We start from the raw sequence: 16,747 nt of genomic DNA on the forward strand, positions 1-16,747 counted from the left end.
GGACCGCGTACCGGGACCGCGTACCGGGACCGCGTACCGGGACCGCGTACCGGGACCGCGTACCGGGACCGCGTACCGGGACCGCGTACCGGGACCGCGTACCGGGACCGTTTCGGGGCGAGGGCTCTCAGGGGCGCCTCAGGGTCGGATCAGGGATGCCGCCGGATGTCTGAAACGTCCGCCGGCGGACAGTCTTAGCGCATGCTCGCGTCGAAGAGGCTCCACCCCCTGATCGCATGTGCCGCGATCGTCGTCGCCGTCGTGGCCGCCGTCACGGGACTGACCGAACCGGTCCTCTCCCCGAACCCGCTCGATCTGACGATCGGTGAGTACGCCGCCCTGGACCGCACCGGAGCCGCCGGGCTCGCGATGGCGGCGCTGGGGATCGCGGCCTTCGCGGTGGTCGCCGGGCTGCGGGCCGTGGGGGCGCCGGTGGACGCCTCGGCCGAACGGCTGATGCTGGCCTGGGGCGCGGGGCTCGTCGTCCTCGCGGTGTTGCCCGCCGCGCTTCCCGCCACGGGGACGGACCTGATCGCCCAGACGTACCGCTACCTGTCGGTCGCCGTGCTGGCGGCGGTGCCCGCGGCGGGTGGCCTGACGGTGGCGCGGTTCGCCGAGGACGAGCGGTGGCGGCAGACGGCCAGGCCGGTGGAGTGGCTCACGCTGGCCGGGGGGTTCGGGCTGCTGGCGCTCGTCTACGTGATGCTTCCCGGGCAGGGGATGTTCGTCGGTCTCGTCGAGTGGTCGCTGCTCGGCGCCGAGGTCGCGCTGGTCGGAGTGCTCGCCGCCCGGCTCGCGCGGCTGACGTGGGCGCGGGGCGCCGCTCACGCCTCACGCGCCGCCCTCGGCTGACTCATTCACTTCTGGAAACTCTTTCATCACATGTCACGAATAGGCTACAAATAGGGGGAGCCGCCAGTGCTATTGTCGTCGGCGATCTAGAGATTGCCCGGTCTCCCCGGGCGCTCCGAGAGCAAGCCGTTGAGGTGACATGGCAGCGAGCAGGTCCATCCGGTTCAAGGTCTCGGTGCTGTTGGTCATCCCCCTCGTCTCACTGGTCGGGGTGTGGGGCTTCGCGGCGGCCGTGACGGTCGGCGACTCGATGAGCCTGCTCTCCCTCAGCACGCTGTACGACGCCGTGGGCAAGCCCGCCGGAGAGCTCGGCGCGGCGGTCCAGCGTGAGCACCTCCTGTCGGCCGACTACCTGGCCACCCGCTCCGCCGCGGACCGCGACACCCTCGCGAGCCAGCGCCTCGTCACCGACCAGGCCCGTGACCGCCTGCGCCGGCAGACGACCGTCGGGGTGGCGCAGGCGGCGATGTCCGACGAGATGAAGGCACGCCACGCCGAGCTGATGCGCCAGGTGGACGGGCTCGACGCGATCCGCGCCAGGATCGACACCGGGCGGATCGGCCCGGTGGGCCTCACCGAGGAGTTCGGCCGGGTGCCCGACGCCCTGCGCCGGCTTTTCAACACCCTGAGCCTCAGCAACGACCTCCCGCTCTACCGCCAGTCGCGGGGCATCACGATGATCAACCAGGCCGTGGACGTGCTCAACCGCGAGCGGGCGCTCGTCGCGGGCCCGCTCGCGCTCGGAACCCCGATGACGGCGAGCGAGGCGAGGCTGTTCGCCAAGCTCGCCGGAAACCGGGCCTTCCTCATGGAGCAGGCGCTCCCCGACCTCTCCCCAGAGCTGCGCGCCCCCTTCTCCGAGCTGATCGCCTCCTCGGCGTACGCCCGCTTCACCGACCTGGAGAACCGCCTGCTCTCCGGCGTCTCCGAGGTGTCGTCCGCCGCCTGGCGCTCCGTCGGGGACGAGGTGGACGCCTCCTACCGGCGCTCCCTCGCGGGGGCCGTCCCCCTGCTGGTCGAGCAGGCCACGCCCGTGGCCGTCGGCGTCTTCGTCCGAGCCGGCGTCGTCGGGGTGCTCGGCCTCGTCGCGGTCATCGCGTCGGTGCTGGTCTCGTACCGGATCGGCAGCGGGATCACCAGGGAGCTCGCCGACGTGCGGGGGGCCGCCGCCGACCTGGCGCAGGTGCGGCTCCCGAGGGTGATGGAGAAGCTGCGCCGCGGCGACAGGGTGGACGTGGAGGCGGAGGCGCCCGCGCTGAAGCCGTCGGGCAGTACGACGGAGGTCCACGACGTCGCCGCCGCCTTCAACAGCGTCCAGCGCAGCGCCCTGGACGCCGCGGTGGAGCAGGCCAGGCTGCGCGAGGGTGTCTCGCAGGCGTTCCGCAACCTCGCCCGCCGGAGCCAGTCGCTGCTGCAGCGCCAGCTCAAGCTGCTCGACGGCATGCAGAAGCAGGCCGAGGATCCCATCGCGCTGGACAACCTCTTCAGGCTCGACCACCTCACCACCCGCATGCGCCGCCACGCCGAGGGTCTGGTGATCCTGTCCGGCGGGGCGGCGGGCCGCAAGTGGCGTTCGGCGGTGCCGATGGAGGACGTGCTGCGCGGGGCGGCCGCCCAGGTCGAGGACTACACCCGGGTGCTGATCTACCCGACGGGCGGCACCACCCTGATCGGCAACGCCGCCGCGGACATGATGCACCTGTTCGCCGAGATCCTGGAGAACGCCACCGTCTTCTCCCCGCCGGCCAGCCCGGTCTCGGTACGGGGCGAGCTCGTCGCGCGAGGCTTCGCGGTCGAGATCGAGGACAGGGGACTCGGGCTGACCGACGAGAAGCTCGCCGCGATCAACGAGCGCCTGGCCAGCCCGCCGGAGTTCGACCCCGCCGACACCGACCGGCTGGGTTTCGCGGTGGTCGGCCTGCTGGCCGCCAGGTACGGGGTCGAGGTGACGTTGCGCGCCTCGCCGTACGGCGGCACGGGGGTGGTCGTCCTCATTCCCGAGAACCTGCTCGGCGACCCCGAGCCCGTCGAGGAGCCGCCGGTTCTCACCGTCATCGGCGCCCGGCCCGAGTCGGCGGAGCGGCGCTCGGAGATCGTCGTGGAGCGGGTGGACCGGACCGGTGACTCCGGCGAGGTCCCGATCCCCGCGGACCTGTGGCAGCCGGGGCGGCGCGGTGCCGACGGCCTGCCCCGCCGGGTGCGGCAGGCGAACATGCCGCCGCGCCAGGCGCGGGAGCCCCGCCCGTCGGAGAGCGCGCCCGGCTCGGCGTCCGGTTCGGAGGTCGAGGAACGGTCGCCCGAGGAGGCGAGGGCGCTGATGAGCGCCCTGCAGTCCGGCTGGCAGCGCGGACGCGCCGACGACGAGGACGGCGGTGCCGATCGATGAGGCGGGAGCGCGGGAGCGGAGCCGCGGGATCGGGTTCGCGGAGCCCCGCCCGGAGGTCTCGGGCGCGTCAGGGCGACGCCGGTGTGAGTGAAGTCGCGCCGGTTCGAATGCTTGGGAGTCACGCCGGTGTGAGCGAAGTCGCGCCGGTTCGGGTGCTTCGGAGTCACGCCGGTGGGAACGGATCGGCGAGAACGGATTTACCGAGCCGGTGGGGGCCGGCGGCAGGCGAGACCATCGCAGGGGAAGGGGTTTGACCACGTGCCGGGTGAGCTTCATTGGCTTCTGGATGACTTCGTCACGAGTGTGGCGGACGTCTCGCACGCACTGATCCTGTCCAACGACGGGTTGATGATGGCCTCGTCCCGAGCGTTGAGCAAGGAGGACGCCGAGCACCTGTCCGCGGTCGCCTCCGGCTTCCAGAGCCTCGCCAAGGGCACCAGCCTGCAGTTCGGCGGGGGCAGCGTGCGCCAGACGATGGTGGAGATGGACTCCGCGTTCCTGTTCGTCACCTCCGCGGGCCAGGGGAGCTGCCTCTCGGTCCTGACCACCGGTGCCGCGGACGTGGGTCTGGTCGCCTACGAGATGGCCCGCCTGGTCACCCGCGTCGGCCAACATCTGGCCACAAGCCCCCGGGTGGGGGGCCTGTGAAGGACGACGTCGAGTGGGTCGACGAGGAGGCGGGTCCCGTCGTCCGCCCCTACGCGATGACCGGCGGACGCACCCGGGCGTCGTCCTCATCCTCGCTCGACATGCTCGCCGTGGCGGTGGCGACCGGAGCGCCGGTCGCCTCGGGGGCGAATCTGGGCTCCGAGCACCGGCGGCTGCTCAACCTGGTCAAACGGGCACGCCCGATCGTGGAGATCGCCTCGGACGCGGGCCTGCCCATCGGCGTGATCAGGGTTCTCCTGGGCGACCTGCTGGACCAGGGCCTGATCCTGGTACGGTCGCCGCTTCCCGCCGCCTCCATGCCCCCGGAGAACCTCCTGAGGGAGCTGATCAGCGGCCTGCGCGCCCTGTGACGCCCTCCGCCCTCCGGCCCTGAGCGCCCGAGCCGGCGCCCGGCCCCGCCACGGGGGCCGGTTGCACCTCGTCCGGCTTTCTCAGCTCTGGCTGGCCGTCAGCACCCTCAGCGAGTGCTCCACGAGCGTCACGAGCACCGTCTTCGCCGAGACGCGGCGCCGCACGTCGCAGAGCAGCACCGGCACGTCCACGTCGAGGTCCAGGGCGACGCGCACCTCCTCGGCGTCGTGCCGCTCGGCGCCGTCGAAGCAGTTGACGGCCACGATGAACGGCGTGCCGCGCTGTTCGAAGTAGTCGATCGAGGGGAAGCAGTCGGTCAGCCGCCGGGTGTCGGCGAGCACCACGGCACCCAGCGCTCCGTAGGACAGCTCGTCCCACATGAACCAGAAACGCTCCTGGCCGGGGGTGCCGAACAGGTAGACGACCAGCCCCTCCCTGATCGTGATGCGGCCGAAGTCCATCGCGACCGTGGTGGTGGTCTTGCCCTCGACGCCGTCGACGTCGTCGATGCCGATACCGCGGTCGGAGAGGACCTCCTCGGTGCGGAGCGGCCGGATCTCGCTGATGGCGCCCACGAGCGTGGTCTTGCCAACTCCGAAGCCACCCGCGATGAGTATCTTGAGGGCGACGGGTTCGTCAGAGGGCCCGAAGTCCATTGATCACTTCCTTGAGAATGCGCTCGCTCGCGGAGGCGCGCCCGATCGAGATGAGCTTGTGGTCCTGCAGGTCGCCGAGCAGGACCCGCACCACGCCGAGCGGCAGGTTGAGGTCCGAGGCGACGTCGGCGACCGAGGTCGGAGTGGTGACCATGGCGAGGATGCGTTCCTGTTCGGGGCTTGGGACGAACCCCCCGGTGGGAGCGCCACGGGTCGAGGTGACCATCGCGACCAGGTCCAGCTTGTCACCGGAGGAACGGGTGCGACCCCCGATGAGGGCGTACGGCCGGACGATGGGCCCGGCGTCCTCGTCCATCCAGTGGGTCATCCAGGCCTCCGGTACCGGGCTCGGGGGTCCAGCGGTCCGCTGAAGACGCGGCCGACCGCTCCCCCCCTCATGAGAGACCTTGGCGTGGGTTGGTGGAGATGTGCTGGCCGACCCGCTTGACCAGCATCGCCATCTCGTACGCGATGTGACCGACGTCGGCGTCGGAACTGCTCAGCACGGCCAGGCAGGTGCCCTGCCCGGCGGCGGTGACGAACAGGAACGCCGACTCCATCTCCACGATGGTCTGGCGCACATCGCCTCCGCCGAAGTGACGTCCCGCCCCGCGCGCCAGGCTCTGGAACCCGGCGGCGACCGCGGACAGATGCTCGGCGTCCTCGCGCAGGAGCCCCTTCGAGAATCCGACGGCGAGCCCGTCGGTGGAGAGGATCACCGCCTGGCGCACCGCACCCACCCTGGTGGTCAAGTCGTCGAGGAGCCAGTTCAGCTCGCCGGTGTTGGTCAATTTTCCGGTCACTTGTCCCCCTTATCGCCTGTCGTATGGTGCGCGAAGTCATTGTCCTGCTCCTCGCGACCGCGTCGAGACCCCGCCTGGAAGGCGGAGAACAACGCGCGGGCCTCCTCCGGCGAACGCTCCTCGTTCGGTTCCGCGCTCGGCTCGGGCTCGGCGGGCCCGGTGGACTCCGCCTCCTGGCGGAGCTGAGGCGCCAGGTTCGCCTGCCGGATCCTGCGGGGCAGACCGCCCGGCCCCTTGGGGGCCTGTGCGGCCGTCTGGCGCGTCGGACGGCCGTTGCCGCCCTTTTCCCCGGCGGGGGCCTCCCGGGGCGTCTCGTGGGACTCACGGGGCTCCTGAGGTGCCCCTCGGGGCGACGCCGTGGGAGGCGTCTCGCGTGAGGCCGTGTCCCGGCCGGTGTCCCAGCCCGTGTCCCAGCCCGTCTCCCATCCGGGCTCCTGGCCCGCGGGCGGGGACGGTGTGCGGTCGGGCAGGTCCGACACCACGCTGAGAGAGGGGGCCGCGGGCTGCTCGGGCTGGGGCGGCCTCGGGGAGGTCTGCCTGTTCCTGCGCGGGAGTCCGTTGCCGCCGGCCGGAGGTGCGAGCGCTCCCGGCTGGGCGGGGACGTACGGCTCCGCCTGGCGTCCGGTGCCGCGCTCGGCGGGGGACGTCCGCTCCGCGGTGAGGGCGAGCGGCGGGTCCTGCTGGGCGATCACCGAGCGGGGGATGAGGACGATGGCGGTGGTACCGCCGAACGGCGAGCCGCGCAGGATGACCTGGATGCCGTGCCGCGAGGCGAGCTGGCCCACCACGAACAGGCCGAGCCTGTCGCTGTCCGCCAGGTCGAACTCCGGCGGGTTGGCGAGCCGCTCGTTGATCGCCTCGTACTCCGCGATGCTCAGGCCCAGGCCACGGTCCTCGACCTCGACGGCGAACCCGTTGGCCACGACGTCGCCGCGCACGGTCACCGCGGTCTGCGGCGGCGAGAAGATCGTGGCGTTCTCGATCAGTTCGGCCACCAGGTGGGTGATGTCGGCGACCGCGGCTCCGTCGAGCGAGATGTCGGGCACCGGCGTCACGCTGACCCGGGTGTAGTCCTCGACCTCGGCGATCGCGGCCCGCAGTACGTCGATCACCGGTACCGGCTTGCGCCACGACCGGCCGGGGGCGGCGCCGGACAGGATGATCAGGCCCTCCGCGTGCCGCCGCATGCGGGTGGTGAGGTGGTCCAGCCGGAACAGGTCCTGAAGGCTGTCGGGGTCGGTCGCCCGGCGCTGCATGCTGTCGAGCAGGGTGAGCTGGCGGTGCAGCAGGCTCTGCTTGCGCCTGGCCAGGTTCACGAAGACCTGGCTGACACCGCGCCGCAGGTTGGCCTGGCCGACGGCGGCCTCCACGGCGGTGCGCTGCACCGAGCCGAACGCGTGGGCCACGTCGTGCACCTCGGTCGAGCCGCCCGCCTGGATCGGCGGCGCCTCGGCACGTACGTCGACCTCCTCGCCGCGCCGCAGGCGGTCCACGACGTGGGGGAGCCGCACCTCCGCCAGATCCAGGGCGGCCGAACGGAGCCCGGCCAGCTCGGCGGCGAGACGGCGGCCGAAGCGGACCGAGATGATGATCGACGCGACCACCGCGATCAGGCCGACGCCACCGGCGATCACGATCCGGGCCAGGACACCGGTGGCGACCCCCTGCGCCCGGTCCGCCAGGGCTTCGGCGGCGGCGAGGTTGACCTTGTCGAGCCAGGTCGTGAGCGCGTTCGTGGTCGCCTTCCACGCGCTCGCCTCGGAGGGAAGCCGGTCGCCGGCCGAGGCGATGATGACCTTCTCCAGGTCGGTGAACTTCTCGAAGGTGGCGGAGGCGAAGGTGTCGCGGTACTGCGTGCCCAGCTCGGGATCCAGCGCGGCCGCGCCCCGGTTGTGCAGGAAGCGCCGGGTGGCGACGTACTCGCCGAAGGCCCTGCGCTCCTCCTCCGACAGCCGCTTGTCGATCAGCGCCCCGCTGATCAGCGCGTTCTCCCTCGCGATCATCTCGTAGGCGTTGCCCATCCCCTGCATGGCCGAGGCCTGCTGGAAGATCGAGAGATCGGGCAGCGCGACCATCTGGTCGTACACCAGGAAGACCGAGTCGAGGATCTGGTTGTAGTTCGACAGCGCGCCCAGCCGCGTGTGCTGTCCGCTGTCGACGCCCGAGCGGATGCTGGGGAGCCTTTCGAGCCTGCGGACCAGCTCGCTCAGTGAGTTGTTCAGTTCCGGGCTGCCGGAATCCTCGGCCGCGGCCGCCTTGAACGCGCCGACCGCCTGGTCGGTGCGGGCGCGCTGCTCACCCATCCCGCTCGTGAGGACCCGGGAGCTGATCGCCACCGACGCCAGGGTCCGCTCGGCCTGGAGCTGCAGGCCCAGGTCCGTGGAGGTGACGCCCACCGTCTGGTACACGGTGTTCGACCTCAGCAGCGCGAGGCCGTCACCGACGGTGAGGTTGAGCACGAAGCCCCACAGCGCGCTCAACGACAACAGAGGCAGGAGCAGCAGCGAGAAAATCTTGAACCGAATCGAGCGGTTTCTAGAGCCCATGTCCACTCGTCCCAACCTCTGAGCGTGTGGAGGCCCGTGCCGCATTAGGGGTGATTACGCCTCCGGAAGATCGCACAGGAGACTAGCACCGAATAGGGTTTTTGCGCAGTGGAGGATCCGATGATTAGTGTGATTACCGGGGCTAGTGCCGGAATTGGTGCTGCTGCCGCGGTGGAGCTCGCGAGGCGCGGGCAGACCGTAGTTCTGGTCGGCCGTAATCCCGACAAGACGGCTCGGGTGGCAGAAAGGGTGCGGGAGGTCTCCGGGGTGCTCCCGGATACGTTTACCTGCGATTACACCCTTTTGGATGATGTGCGTAGTTTGGCAGCCGAACTGCTCTCCCGCTACGACCGGATTGACATCCTCGTCAACAACGCGGGGGTCATGACGACCGAGCGCACGTTCACGCGCGACGGCCACGAGACGATGATCCAGGTCAACCACCTCGCCCCCTTCCTGCTGACGAACCTGCTGCTCGAACGGGTCACCGGGCGGGTGATCACGACCAGTTCCCGCGCGGGCAAGACCGGGGGACTCGATCCCTCCGACCTCAACCGCGAACGGCGGCGCTGGAGCGGCTGGCTCCAGTACGGGGACACCAAACAGGCGGGAGCCCTGTTCACCGTGGAACTCGCCCGCCGCCTCCAGGACACCGAGGTGACCGCGACCTGCTTCCACCCCGGCGTGATCAAGACCGAGTTCGCCCCGTCGACGTTCATGATGTGGATGGTGAAGAACATCCCCGGCATGGGGCAGACCGTCGAGGAGGGGGCGAGCACCATGGTCCACCTCGCCACCCATCCGGACGGCGCCGCCCACCCCGGCCGCTACTTCGCCAAGAGCGCCCCCGCCGCCGTTCCGAAGAGGATGAGCGACCCCGCACTCGCCCGCGCCCTCTGGGACGCCAGCGCCGCCGCCGTCGCGTAACCGCCCACCCCCACGCGACCCTCCCGACGGGCGGCCGCGCCACGCCCCACGACGTCGCGACCTGACCTCGCGACGGGCGGGTTCACGCCCCAAGGTGTCGCGCGGGCGTGCCCACGACGTACGTCCTCGCGTGCACGGCGGGGATGTGGTCGAGGGAAGAACGGCAAGACGGTGGGCAGCACGTCCTCGCGTACGCGGCGGGGATTTCCCCGCGCGTCACCGGGCGTTCGCCGGGTGTTGGGCGGGTCCGGTTACGGTCCCGGGCTGTGAGCGTCGCAACCCCGCTGCGGGCCGCCCTCCCGCCCGCCACGGCGAGGGACCCGTTCTTCGACAACGCCAAGTTTCTCGCGATCACCCTGGTCGTATCCGGCCACCTGATCGAGGACCTGCGGGACGTTCCGGTCGCGCATGCCGCCTACTTCTTCGTGTACACGTTCCACATGCCGCTGTTCATCGTGCTCAGCGGCTACCTGTCACGAAATTTCACCTTCTCGTCCGGCAAGGCGCGCAAGCTGATCAGCACCCTCGCCGTCCCGTACGTGATCTTCGAGCTGATCTACTCACTGCCGCGCCTCTTCCTGTACGGCAAGCTCGACATCAGCCTCCTCGACCCGTACTACCTGACCTGGTTCCTGATGTCGCTGTTCCTGTGGCGGCTGTCCACGCCGGTCTGGCAGCAACTGCGATGGCCGCTCGTGGTCGCGGTCGGGCTGTCGCTGCTGTCGGGGATGAGCAGGCTCCCCGACGAGCTGTCGATGAACCGCACCCTCGGCCTGCTCCCGTTCTACGTACTCGGGCTCATGCTGCGGCCCGAGCACTTCGAACGGCTCAGGAGGCGGTGGGTCCGGGTCGCGGGCGCGGTCACCCTCGCCGCAGGCGCGGCGCTCGCGCTCGCCACGCACACCGTGGTGAAGACCGAGTGGATCCGCTGGCGGCACGCCAACGACGCGATCGGGGTGGACGACCTCACCGGCAGCCTGATCCGCCTGGGCATGCTGGCGGCGGGGGCGGTGCTCGTCGCGGCGTTCCTCGCGGTCACCCCCTCCGTGCGCACCTGGTACTCGGGGCTCGGCATGGCGACCATGTACGCCTACCTCCTCCACGGCCTGGTGGTGAAGGTCGCCGAGCGGTTCTACGGCGACTGGGCGCAGACCGTGCCCGGGGTGACGGCCGTGGCGCTCTTCGGGGTCGGGCTCGCCGCCCTGCTGTGTACGGCGCCGGTGCGGCGCGTCACCCACTGGGCGGTCGAGCCCAGCATGAGCTGGGCCTTCACCAAACTGAGAAAGCCGGGCTGAGAGAACCAGGTTGAGAAAGCCTGGCTGAGCGGCCCTTCCGATCGAAACCGACCGACCACGACCGACCGACCCCGAGGCCGGAGCGGAGACGCCGGAGTCAGGCCAGGATCGGTCCGGAGGAAGGGCCGGAAGGGCCGGAAGGGCGGGAAGGGCGCGAGGGTCCGTCCTGCAGCTCCGCGACCGCGCGGTAGGCGGCGGTGACGGCCGCGTCGGCGCGGGCGGCCGGAACGGAGTCGGAGTTGGCGATCGCGATCCGGCCGTGTGTCCTGCGGGCGACGGCCGCAGGAGGGGTTCCGTCGGGGTAGAAGTCGAGGTCCCACGGGGTGGCGTACTCCGGCGCGTAGCCGTGTCCCCACCGGTTGACCGTGATCGCCTCGATGTCACGGGCCGCGTCGAAGCCACCGGGCCCCAGCAACCGGGTGAGCTGGTCGCGGATGCTGTACTCCAGGTGCTCGTACGGCGTCTCGATCAGGGCGTACCGCCCGGCGACCGAGCCCTGCGCGGGGGACACACCGGGCGTGACGGGCGTGCCGACCAGGTGCGCGGTGATCGGCTCCTCGGGCCTCCTCGGACACCTGTAGGCGCCGACGTCCGCCGGGTCGTCGAGCTCGGCCACGCACCAGCGGGCGCCGGTGAACCGGGCGCGCCTGATCCCCATCCTCCGCCAGGCCCGCCAGTCGCGGAGCTGGACCGTCGCGTACAGCAGGGGCACCTTGACCGCCCGCCCCAGGGCCGTCCGCTGCTCGGGCGGGAGGTCGTCGACCAGGTAGGGGATCATCGAGTTCCAGCAGGCCATGATCACACCGCCCGCCCGTACGGTTCTCACCCGCTCGCCGTCGAAGTAGCCGACCGTGGCGCCGCCGGCCGTGCCGGCGGGGCCGTCGTTGGCGGCGGAGACGACCGGGCTGGACAGCCGTACGCGGACCCGGTTGCCCGGCCGGTCGAGCGCGCCGTAGTCGAAGCTCGCGGTGGTGATGTCCTTCACGCCGAAGGCCGTCGCGAAGCCGGGGATCATGCGGGCGGCCATCATCCTGACGATCGCCTGGTTGCCCTCGGGGAAGCGCCAGGCGCGCGGTGCGCCCGCGTCCCACTCCTTGATCACGGTCGGGGAGTTGTACCTGGACGGCTTGGACCTGTCGAGCCCGAGCCCCTGGAACCCCGGGTACCGGTACTCGTCGGCGCTGCCCCAGGCGTCGATCGCGCCGAAGGCGTCGGAGCCGTAGGCCCACTCGTCGCTCGGCATGGTCCTGACGAACGCCAGCACGTCCGGGTGGACGCCGCAGACGTCCCTGAGGAAGCCCGAGTAGGTCAGCCGGGCCAGCCGCGCCTGTTTCTCCTCGGCGGACAGGCCGGGAAACCAGTCGGGCGGATCGCCGTACAGCATGAGCAGGTCCCGTCTGGCCCGCTCGGCGACGGGCAGCTCGGCGATCCACTCGGGAGCGCTCCTGCCGGGCCCGAGCACGACGAGCCTCTCCGCGCCTCCGGCGGGGAACGCCTCCCGGTCGCAGAAGACGCCGTCGTGCATCCCCAGGCTCGCGTACGGCTCCCGGCCCGAGGGTTCCCCGAGCCCTTCCGGGTGGACGCCCAGTTTGGCGAGCAGGTCCTTGCCCTCGGGAGTCCACGCCGACGGGTGCCGCATCGACCGCGAGCCGCCGTACGCGACCAGCGGCCCCTTCCTGGCCGCCGGGCGGAACTCGTTGCGCAGGGCGTGCCCGCCGATGTCGTCGTGGTTGTCGAGGATGAGGATCCGCGCGCCGGGCTCGCGCTCCAGCCATCGGTGGGCCGCGCTGAGGCCGCTGATCCCCGCGCCGACCACGACCAGGTCGTAGTGCTCGCCGGTGGGTTCCGGGGTGCCGACGTACGGCCAGAAGCGCCGGTCGCGGAGGGCGTGGGGCACGCTCAGCGCCTCCGCGGTGTCGCCGCGCAACCCCGTGAGGGACGGCGGACAGGAGAGCTCCAGATCCTCCGGAAGCGCGGAGTGGGTCTCTTCCCGACCGGTCCCGGGCAGCGAGCACGCCGCCGCGACGCCGGTGGCCGTGATCACCCCATCGAAGAAGTCCCGGCGGGAGATGAGCCGGTCCATGCCGAGTTCCAGGGCCTTACGTGGATTGATCTCGTGAGGATCTGTCATGGGGCGATCATCACGATGTGAATGGATCGGTGGGGCCGCCTCGCTGCGTTTTCGGGAAGTTTTTACCCGGGCCATTAACGCGCTGTCGCGACATGTCCCACATGAGAGTCATGTCATGGCGACCGGGAATTAAGTGGGGAGATGGGGCCTTGGCCGATCCGATCCGGGAAAAGCCGCGAGTGGCCCGATACGCGCCCCACGCCGTCACCGGCCGACCCCGCTCATTCTCGCTGCTCCGGGCTCTCCGAGGGCGCTCCGGGCGCCCTCCCGACGACTCCGCGAGGCGGGGAAGGCATGCCATCCGGATTGTCGGATAATCCATAACCATATGGCCATTCGACTTGTTACTCGGATAAAGTGAAGCGAGGGATCCGGCGCCTCCATGTCGCCGGGTGGCGAGGCGCGGCACGCGGGGGCGGCCTCCGTGCCTTCATATTCGCTTTTCCCTTTGACCGATGTCGCGGGGGAGTATCACGTGGTCGGTAAGCACGGAAGAGTCACGGGACGGATCGGCCCCGGCCTGGTCGGGGAGGTGATGGTGGAGGTCCGCGGGGGCGTCGAGGCGTTCTACGCCTACCCGACGGTCCCGGACGAGGAGATCGCCCCGTCGTCGATCGTGGTGGTCGTCGAGTTCTTCCCGCCGCGCACGATCTACGTCGCCCGCGCGCTCCCCTGATCCGCCCCGCTCCCCGAATCTGATCTCCCCCACACCGCGGAGGCCGAGATGCCCACGGAGTACCTCGTCATAGGGGGCCTCGCCCTCGTCGCCCTTCTCGTCATCACCCTGCTCTTCAAATCCGTCTGGCGGGTGGCGGAGCCCAACGAGGCGCTGATCATCTCCGGCCTCGGTGCCCGGGGTAGCTCCGCGGTCGCCGACAGCCTCGGATTCAAGATCGTCACCGGCAAGGGCACCGCCGTGCTCCCCGGCTTCCAGACCGCGCGCCGCCTGCGCCTGGACAGCCGCGCCACCAACCTCCAGGTCTCCTGCGTCACCCAGCAGGGCATCCCGGTGGTCGTACGAGGCGTCGTCATCTACAAGGTCGGCGACGACCTGCACTCGATCGCCAACTCGGCCCGGCGCTTCCTGGACCAGCAGGATTCGATGAACGGTGCCATCCACGAGCTGTTCACCGGCCACCTGCGCTCGATCATCGGCAACCTCACGGTGGAGGACCTCATCCTCAACCGCGAACGGCTGACCGGCGAGACCCGCGCCTCGGCCGCCGACGAGATGATCAGGCTCGGTCTGATCGTCGACTCCCTGCAGATCCAGGAGATCGAGGACGGGACGGGCTACATCACCAACCTCGGCAAGCCGCACGCCGCCAGCATCGCCGCCGCGGCCCGCATCGCCGAGGCGCAGCGCGACCAGGAGGCCACCCAGGCCGAGCAGATCGCCGCGGCCAACAAGGCCGCGGCCTGGCGAGACGCGAAGATCAAGCAGGCGGTCTACCAGGCCGAGATCGACGAGGCCCAGGCCAGGTCCCGCCAGGCGGGGCCGCTCTCCGAGGCGTCCGCCCGGCAGGAGGTCGTCGTCCAGGAGACCCGGGCGGCCGAGCTCGAGGCCGCACTGGCCGAGCAACGGCTCCAGGCCCAGATCCGCAAACCCGCGGACGCCAGGGCGTACGAGACCGTGACGGTCTCCCGGGCCGAGCGCGACGCCCGCATCGCCCAGGCCGAGGCCGAGGCGCGCGAGACCGAGCTCCGCGCCGCCGCGCAGGCGTCGCAGGTCAAGCAGGCCGCCGCGGCCGAGGCCGAGTCCGTGCGGCTGCGCGGTATCGCCACCGCGGAGGCGACGAAGGTCACCGGCTTCGGCGAGGCGGAGTCCGCGAGGGCCCGCGGCCTGGCCGCCGCCGACGCCTCCAAGGCGCAGGGGCTCGCGGAGGCCGAGGCCGCCAGGGCGAAGGGGCTGGCCGTCGCCGACGCGATCCGGGCCCGCGCCGAGGCGCTCGCCGAGAACCAGGAGGCGGTCATCGCCCAGCAGCTCGCCGAGAAGTGGCCCCAGATCGTCGAGGCGGGCGCGAAGGCCTTCGGCAACGTCGACCACATGGTCGTACTCAACGGCGCCCAGGGCGTCGAGGAGATGCTCGCCAAGGCCCTCACCCTCGGCGGCGCCGGCCTCGGCCTCGCCCGCTCCCTCCTGAGCACCGTCACCCCCGCCGCCCCCCTCGAAGCCGCCCCTCCTTCCGCCACGGCCAGAACCACCGGAACCACCGAGGCGAGCGAGGCCACAGAAACCGACGAAACCGATAGGACTCCGGCAACCGATGGGGCCACGGCAACCGGTAGGGCCACCGCGACCGATGGGGCCGCCCCCTCAGAAAGATCGGAAAGAGGAGCCACGCCCCCGGAAAAACCTGCCGCCCTCGCCCCCTGACTCTCGGCGTCACGGTTCTTCGACGCCGAAGATGAGCGTTCCCCTCACCGTCGAAGAGCCGACTTCACCCCCTCCGAACCCCCTCTCCGAACCCCTCGCTTCGCCCCCTCTCCCCGATTTCTTCGACGGATTTCCCCGGCTGATCCCCACGGATGACAGATTTTTTCCGGGGATCCCCGTAGAAGACGGATGGGGGCCGTGTGGCTTTCGTGGCAGGTGAAGCCGGGTCTCCTCCACGGCGAATCGAGGGGAACGACCTGCCTGAGACCTCCGCGCAACGGATTCGTGACCCGCGGCCATTAATTCGGGGCACCCCGTTATGTGTTGTTCCTTTTTCCTAGGGCATACGCCTGGCAGCTGAGCAGACAGGGAGAGTGGAACATGACAGTCACCGGCATCATCACCGCCATTGTTATCGGCGCCATCATCGGTGCCCTGGGTCGGCTCGTCGTGCCCGGCAAGCAGTCCATCCCGATCTGGCTGACCATCGTCATCGGTATCGTCGCGGCCCTCATCGGTACCGCGATCGCCGGCGCGCTCGGGGTCGCTGCCACCTCAGGTATCGACTGGATCGAGCTGATGATCCAGGTCGCCCTTGCCGCGGTCGGCGTCATCCTGACGGTAAGCCTCTACGGCAGGCGAGGCGTCCGGTAATCCGTGATCCGGGGCGGCCGGATCTCCACGGGGAGACCCCGAGGAGATCCGGAGACCACCACCCCGGTTCACCCTCGACGGCCCCGCCCCGGATCTCTCCGGGGCGGGGCCGTTGCTGTCCGCCCGAACCCACCGTTTCCTGGAATTCACGACATCATGCTCATACGCTCCCAGTGCCGCCCGTACGGAGATCAAACCGCGGCCCGCGACCCCGGTTCCCCTTCGCCCGTACGCGGGAGGGCGACCGCACGCGCGCGGCCAGAGGGGCAGCCGAAGAAGACCCGCCCCCGTACACGGGAGGGCGACCGGGCGAGGGGCCCCGGTGAACGAGTACGAGGAGCCCGCGCTCGCACGCGGGAGGGCGACCGGTGAATGGGGAAAGGGGCCGCGGGCAAGAAGCGAGGCCCGAGGACCCGAGGCGGACCCGAGCCCTCCGACACCTCGATATCTCGGAAAAATGGGGCTTCCTTGACAATATAATTTGTCGGGGATAGTCTGCGGACATGCAGGACATCGCCGTGATCGAGGACTCCGCCGCCGCCGAGGTCTCGCTGGACCCCATCCGGGCCCGGTTGCTGGCCGAGCTGAGCGAGCCAGGCTCCGCGACCATGCTGGCGGCCAAGGTCGGCCTGCCCCGGCAGAAGGTCAACTACCACCTGAAGACGCTTGAGGCACACGGGCTCGTCGAGATGATCGAAGAGCGGCGCAAGGGCAACGTCAACGAGCGCATCATGCGGGCGACCGCGGCCTCGTACGTGATCTCCCCGACCGCGCTCTCCTCCGTCGAGCCCGACCCGGCGCGCTCACCCGACCAGCTCTCGGCGAGCTGGCTGCTGGCCGTCGCGGCCAGGCTGGTCCGCGACGTCGGGGCGCTCATCACCGGCGCCGCCAAAGCACGCAAGCGCGTCGCGACCTTCGCGATCGACGGCGAGGTGCGTTTCGCCTCGGCCGCCGACCGGGCCGAGTTCGCCAGGGAGCTCGCCGGGGCCGTCACGGCCCTGGTGTCCAAATATCACGACGAGTCCGCAGCGAAAGGCCGCGACCATCGGATCGTCGTCGCCCTTCACCCGAGCGTGAAGGAAACCCGTTGAGCCACCCCC

The 16,747-nt window shown here is 70.7% G+C and carries 15 protein-coding genes; 10 read left to right on the plus strand and 5 right to left on the minus strand.

Annotation, left to right across the window (positions count from 1 at the left end; translation table 11 throughout):
• Nucleotides 1-201 precede the first annotated feature (201 nt).
• From ABT352_RS04180 to ABT352_RS04195, 4 genes are all read left to right on the plus strand, one after another.
• Complete coding sequence (locus ABT352_RS04180; protein ID WP_350942362.1) at nt 202-852, plus strand: DUF998 domain-containing protein; 651 nt, start codon at nt 202-204, stop codon at nt 850-852.
• A 139-nt stretch (nt 853-991) separates the two neighbouring features.
• Entirely contained in the window at nt 992-3,238 is a 2,247-nt protein-coding gene (locus ABT352_RS04185; RefSeq protein WP_350942364.1) for a sensor histidine kinase, read from the plus strand.
• Between the two features lie 258 nt (nt 3,239-3,496).
• Nucleotides 3,497-3,886 (plus strand): roadblock/LC7 domain-containing protein, encoded by a 390-nt coding sequence (locus ABT352_RS04190; RefSeq protein WP_350942366.1) that lies wholly within the window; start codon nt 3,497-3,499, stop codon nt 3,884-3,886.
• On the plus strand, nt 3,883-4,257 hold the full coding sequence (locus tag ABT352_RS04195; RefSeq protein ID WP_350942368.1) for a DUF742 domain-containing protein: 375 nt from the start codon (nt 3,883-3,885) through the stop codon (nt 4,255-4,257). Before ABT352_RS04190 ends, ABT352_RS04195 begins: the two co-directional genes overlap by 4 nt.
• Nucleotides 4,258-4,338: 81 nt before the next feature.
• Here ABT352_RS04195 and ABT352_RS04200 read toward each other — a convergent pair whose 3' ends face one another.
• From ABT352_RS04200 to ABT352_RS04215, 4 genes are all read right to left on the minus strand, one after another.
• Nucleotides 4,339-4,914, minus strand: coding sequence for a GTP-binding protein (locus tag ABT352_RS04200; RefSeq protein ID WP_350942370.1), 576 nt, complete (start codon nt 4,912-4,914; stop codon nt 4,339-4,341).
• Nucleotides 4,895-5,242, minus strand: a complete 348-nt coding sequence (locus ABT352_RS04205) for a DUF742 domain-containing protein (protein ID WP_350942372.1) — start codon at nt 5,240-5,242, stop codon at nt 4,895-4,897. The genes ABT352_RS04200 and ABT352_RS04205 overlap by 20 nt, the downstream gene beginning before the upstream one ends.
• Nucleotides 5,243-5,309: 67 nt before the next feature.
• Entirely contained in the window at nt 5,310-5,717 is a 408-nt protein-coding gene (locus tag ABT352_RS04210) for a roadblock/LC7 domain-containing protein (RefSeq protein ID WP_344914882.1), read from the minus strand.
• Nucleotides 5,714-8,263 (minus strand): sensor histidine kinase, encoded by a 2,550-nt coding sequence (locus ABT352_RS04215; protein WP_350942374.1) that lies wholly within the window; start codon nt 8,261-8,263, stop codon nt 5,714-5,716. Before ABT352_RS04215 ends, ABT352_RS04210 begins: the two co-directional genes overlap by 4 nt.
• Nucleotides 8,264-8,383: 120 nt before the next feature.
• On the opposite strand from ABT352_RS04215, the gene ABT352_RS04220 reads away from it, so the two are divergent.
• Both ABT352_RS04220 and ABT352_RS04225 read left to right on the plus strand, forming a co-directional pair.
• Nucleotides 8,384-9,190 carry an SDR family NAD(P)-dependent oxidoreductase gene (locus ABT352_RS04220; protein ID WP_350942376.1) on the plus strand — a complete coding sequence of 269 codons (807 nt, stop codon included), beginning with the start codon at nt 8,384-8,386 and terminating at the stop codon, nt 9,188-9,190.
• Between the two features lie 266 nt (nt 9,191-9,456).
• The gene (locus tag ABT352_RS04225; protein WP_350942378.1) at nt 9,457-10,485 is read left to right on the plus strand and encodes an acyltransferase family protein; all 1,029 of its coding nucleotides are present in this window, start codon (nt 9,457-9,459) and stop codon (nt 10,483-10,485) included.
• Between the two features lie 97 nt (nt 10,486-10,582).
• Here ABT352_RS04225 and ABT352_RS04230 read toward each other — a convergent pair whose 3' ends face one another.
• On the minus strand, nt 10,583-12,616 hold the full coding sequence (locus tag ABT352_RS04230) for an NAD(P)-binding protein (protein ID WP_350942380.1): 2,034 nt from the start codon (nt 12,614-12,616) through the stop codon (nt 10,583-10,585).
• Nucleotides 12,617-13,064: 448 nt separating this feature from the next.
• Here ABT352_RS04230 and ABT352_RS04235 point away from each other — a divergent pair, with 448 nt between their 5' ends.
• The 4 genes from ABT352_RS04235 to ABT352_RS04250 all read left to right on the plus strand — a co-directional run bounded on the left by ABT352_RS04235 (nt 13,065) and on the right by ABT352_RS04250 (nt 16,738).
• Complete coding sequence (locus ABT352_RS04235) at nt 13,065-13,292, plus strand: NfeD C-terminal domain-containing protein (protein WP_350942382.1); 228 nt, start codon at nt 13,065-13,067, stop codon at nt 13,290-13,292.
• Between the two features lie 48 nt (nt 13,293-13,340).
• Entirely contained in the window at nt 13,341-14,993 is a 1,653-nt protein-coding gene (locus ABT352_RS04240; protein WP_350942384.1) for an SPFH domain-containing protein, read from the plus strand.
• A gap of 381 nt (nt 14,994-15,374) precedes the next feature.
• Nucleotides 15,375-15,647: a GlsB/YeaQ/YmgE family stress response membrane protein gene (locus ABT352_RS04245; protein WP_350942387.1), complete on the plus strand. Its 273-nt coding sequence runs from the start codon at nt 15,375-15,377 to the stop codon at nt 15,645-15,647.
• Nucleotides 15,648-16,150: 503 nt separating this feature from the next.
• Nucleotides 16,151-16,738 carry an ArsR/SmtB family transcription factor gene (locus tag ABT352_RS04250; RefSeq protein WP_350942388.1) on the plus strand — a complete coding sequence of 196 codons (588 nt, stop codon included), beginning with the start codon at nt 16,151-16,153 and terminating at the stop codon, nt 16,736-16,738.
• Nucleotides 16,739-16,747 lie beyond the last annotated feature (9 nt).

Source organism: Streptosporangium sp. NPDC000563 (assembly GCF_040299985.1).
GTDB lineage: Bacteria > Actinomycetota > Actinomycetes > Streptosporangiales > Streptosporangiaceae > Streptosporangium.

What these genes read in the sequence shown, in the direction of transcription:
- ABT352_RS04185 (WP_350942364.1), top strand. Translation starts at nt 992, where the DNA reads ATGGCAGCGAGCAGGTCCATCCGGTTCAAGGTCTCGGTGCTGTTGGTC.
- ABT352_RS04220 (WP_350942376.1), top strand. Translation starts at nt 8,384, where the DNA reads ATGATTAGTGTGATTACCGGGGCTAGTGCCGGAATTGGTGCTGCTGCC.
- ABT352_RS04200 (WP_350942370.1), bottom strand. Translation starts at nt 4,914, where the DNA reads ATGGACTTCGGGCCCTCTGACGAACCCGTCGCCCTCAAGATACTCATC.
- ABT352_RS04215 (WP_350942374.1), bottom strand. Translation starts at nt 8,263, where the DNA reads ATGGGCTCTAGAAACCGCTCGATTCGGTTCAAGATTTTCTCGCTGCTG.
- ABT352_RS04230 (WP_350942380.1), bottom strand. Translation starts at nt 12,616, where the DNA reads ATGACAGATCCTCACGAGATCAATCCACGTAAGGCCCTGGAACTCGGC.
- ABT352_RS04205 (WP_350942372.1), bottom strand. Translation starts at nt 5,242, where the DNA reads ATGACCCACTGGATGGACGAGGACGCCGGGCCCATCGTCCGGCCGTAC.
- ABT352_RS04240 (WP_350942384.1), top strand. Translation starts at nt 13,341, where the DNA reads ATGCCCACGGAGTACCTCGTCATAGGGGGCCTCGCCCTCGTCGCCCTT.
- ABT352_RS04180 (WP_350942362.1), top strand. Translation starts at nt 202, where the DNA reads ATGCTCGCGTCGAAGAGGCTCCACCCCCTGATCGCATGTGCCGCGATC.
- ABT352_RS04250 (WP_350942388.1), top strand. Translation starts at nt 16,151, where the DNA reads ATGCAGGACATCGCCGTGATCGAGGACTCCGCCGCCGCCGAGGTCTCG.
- ABT352_RS04245 (WP_350942387.1), top strand. Translation starts at nt 15,375, where the DNA reads ATGACAGTCACCGGCATCATCACCGCCATTGTTATCGGCGCCATCATC.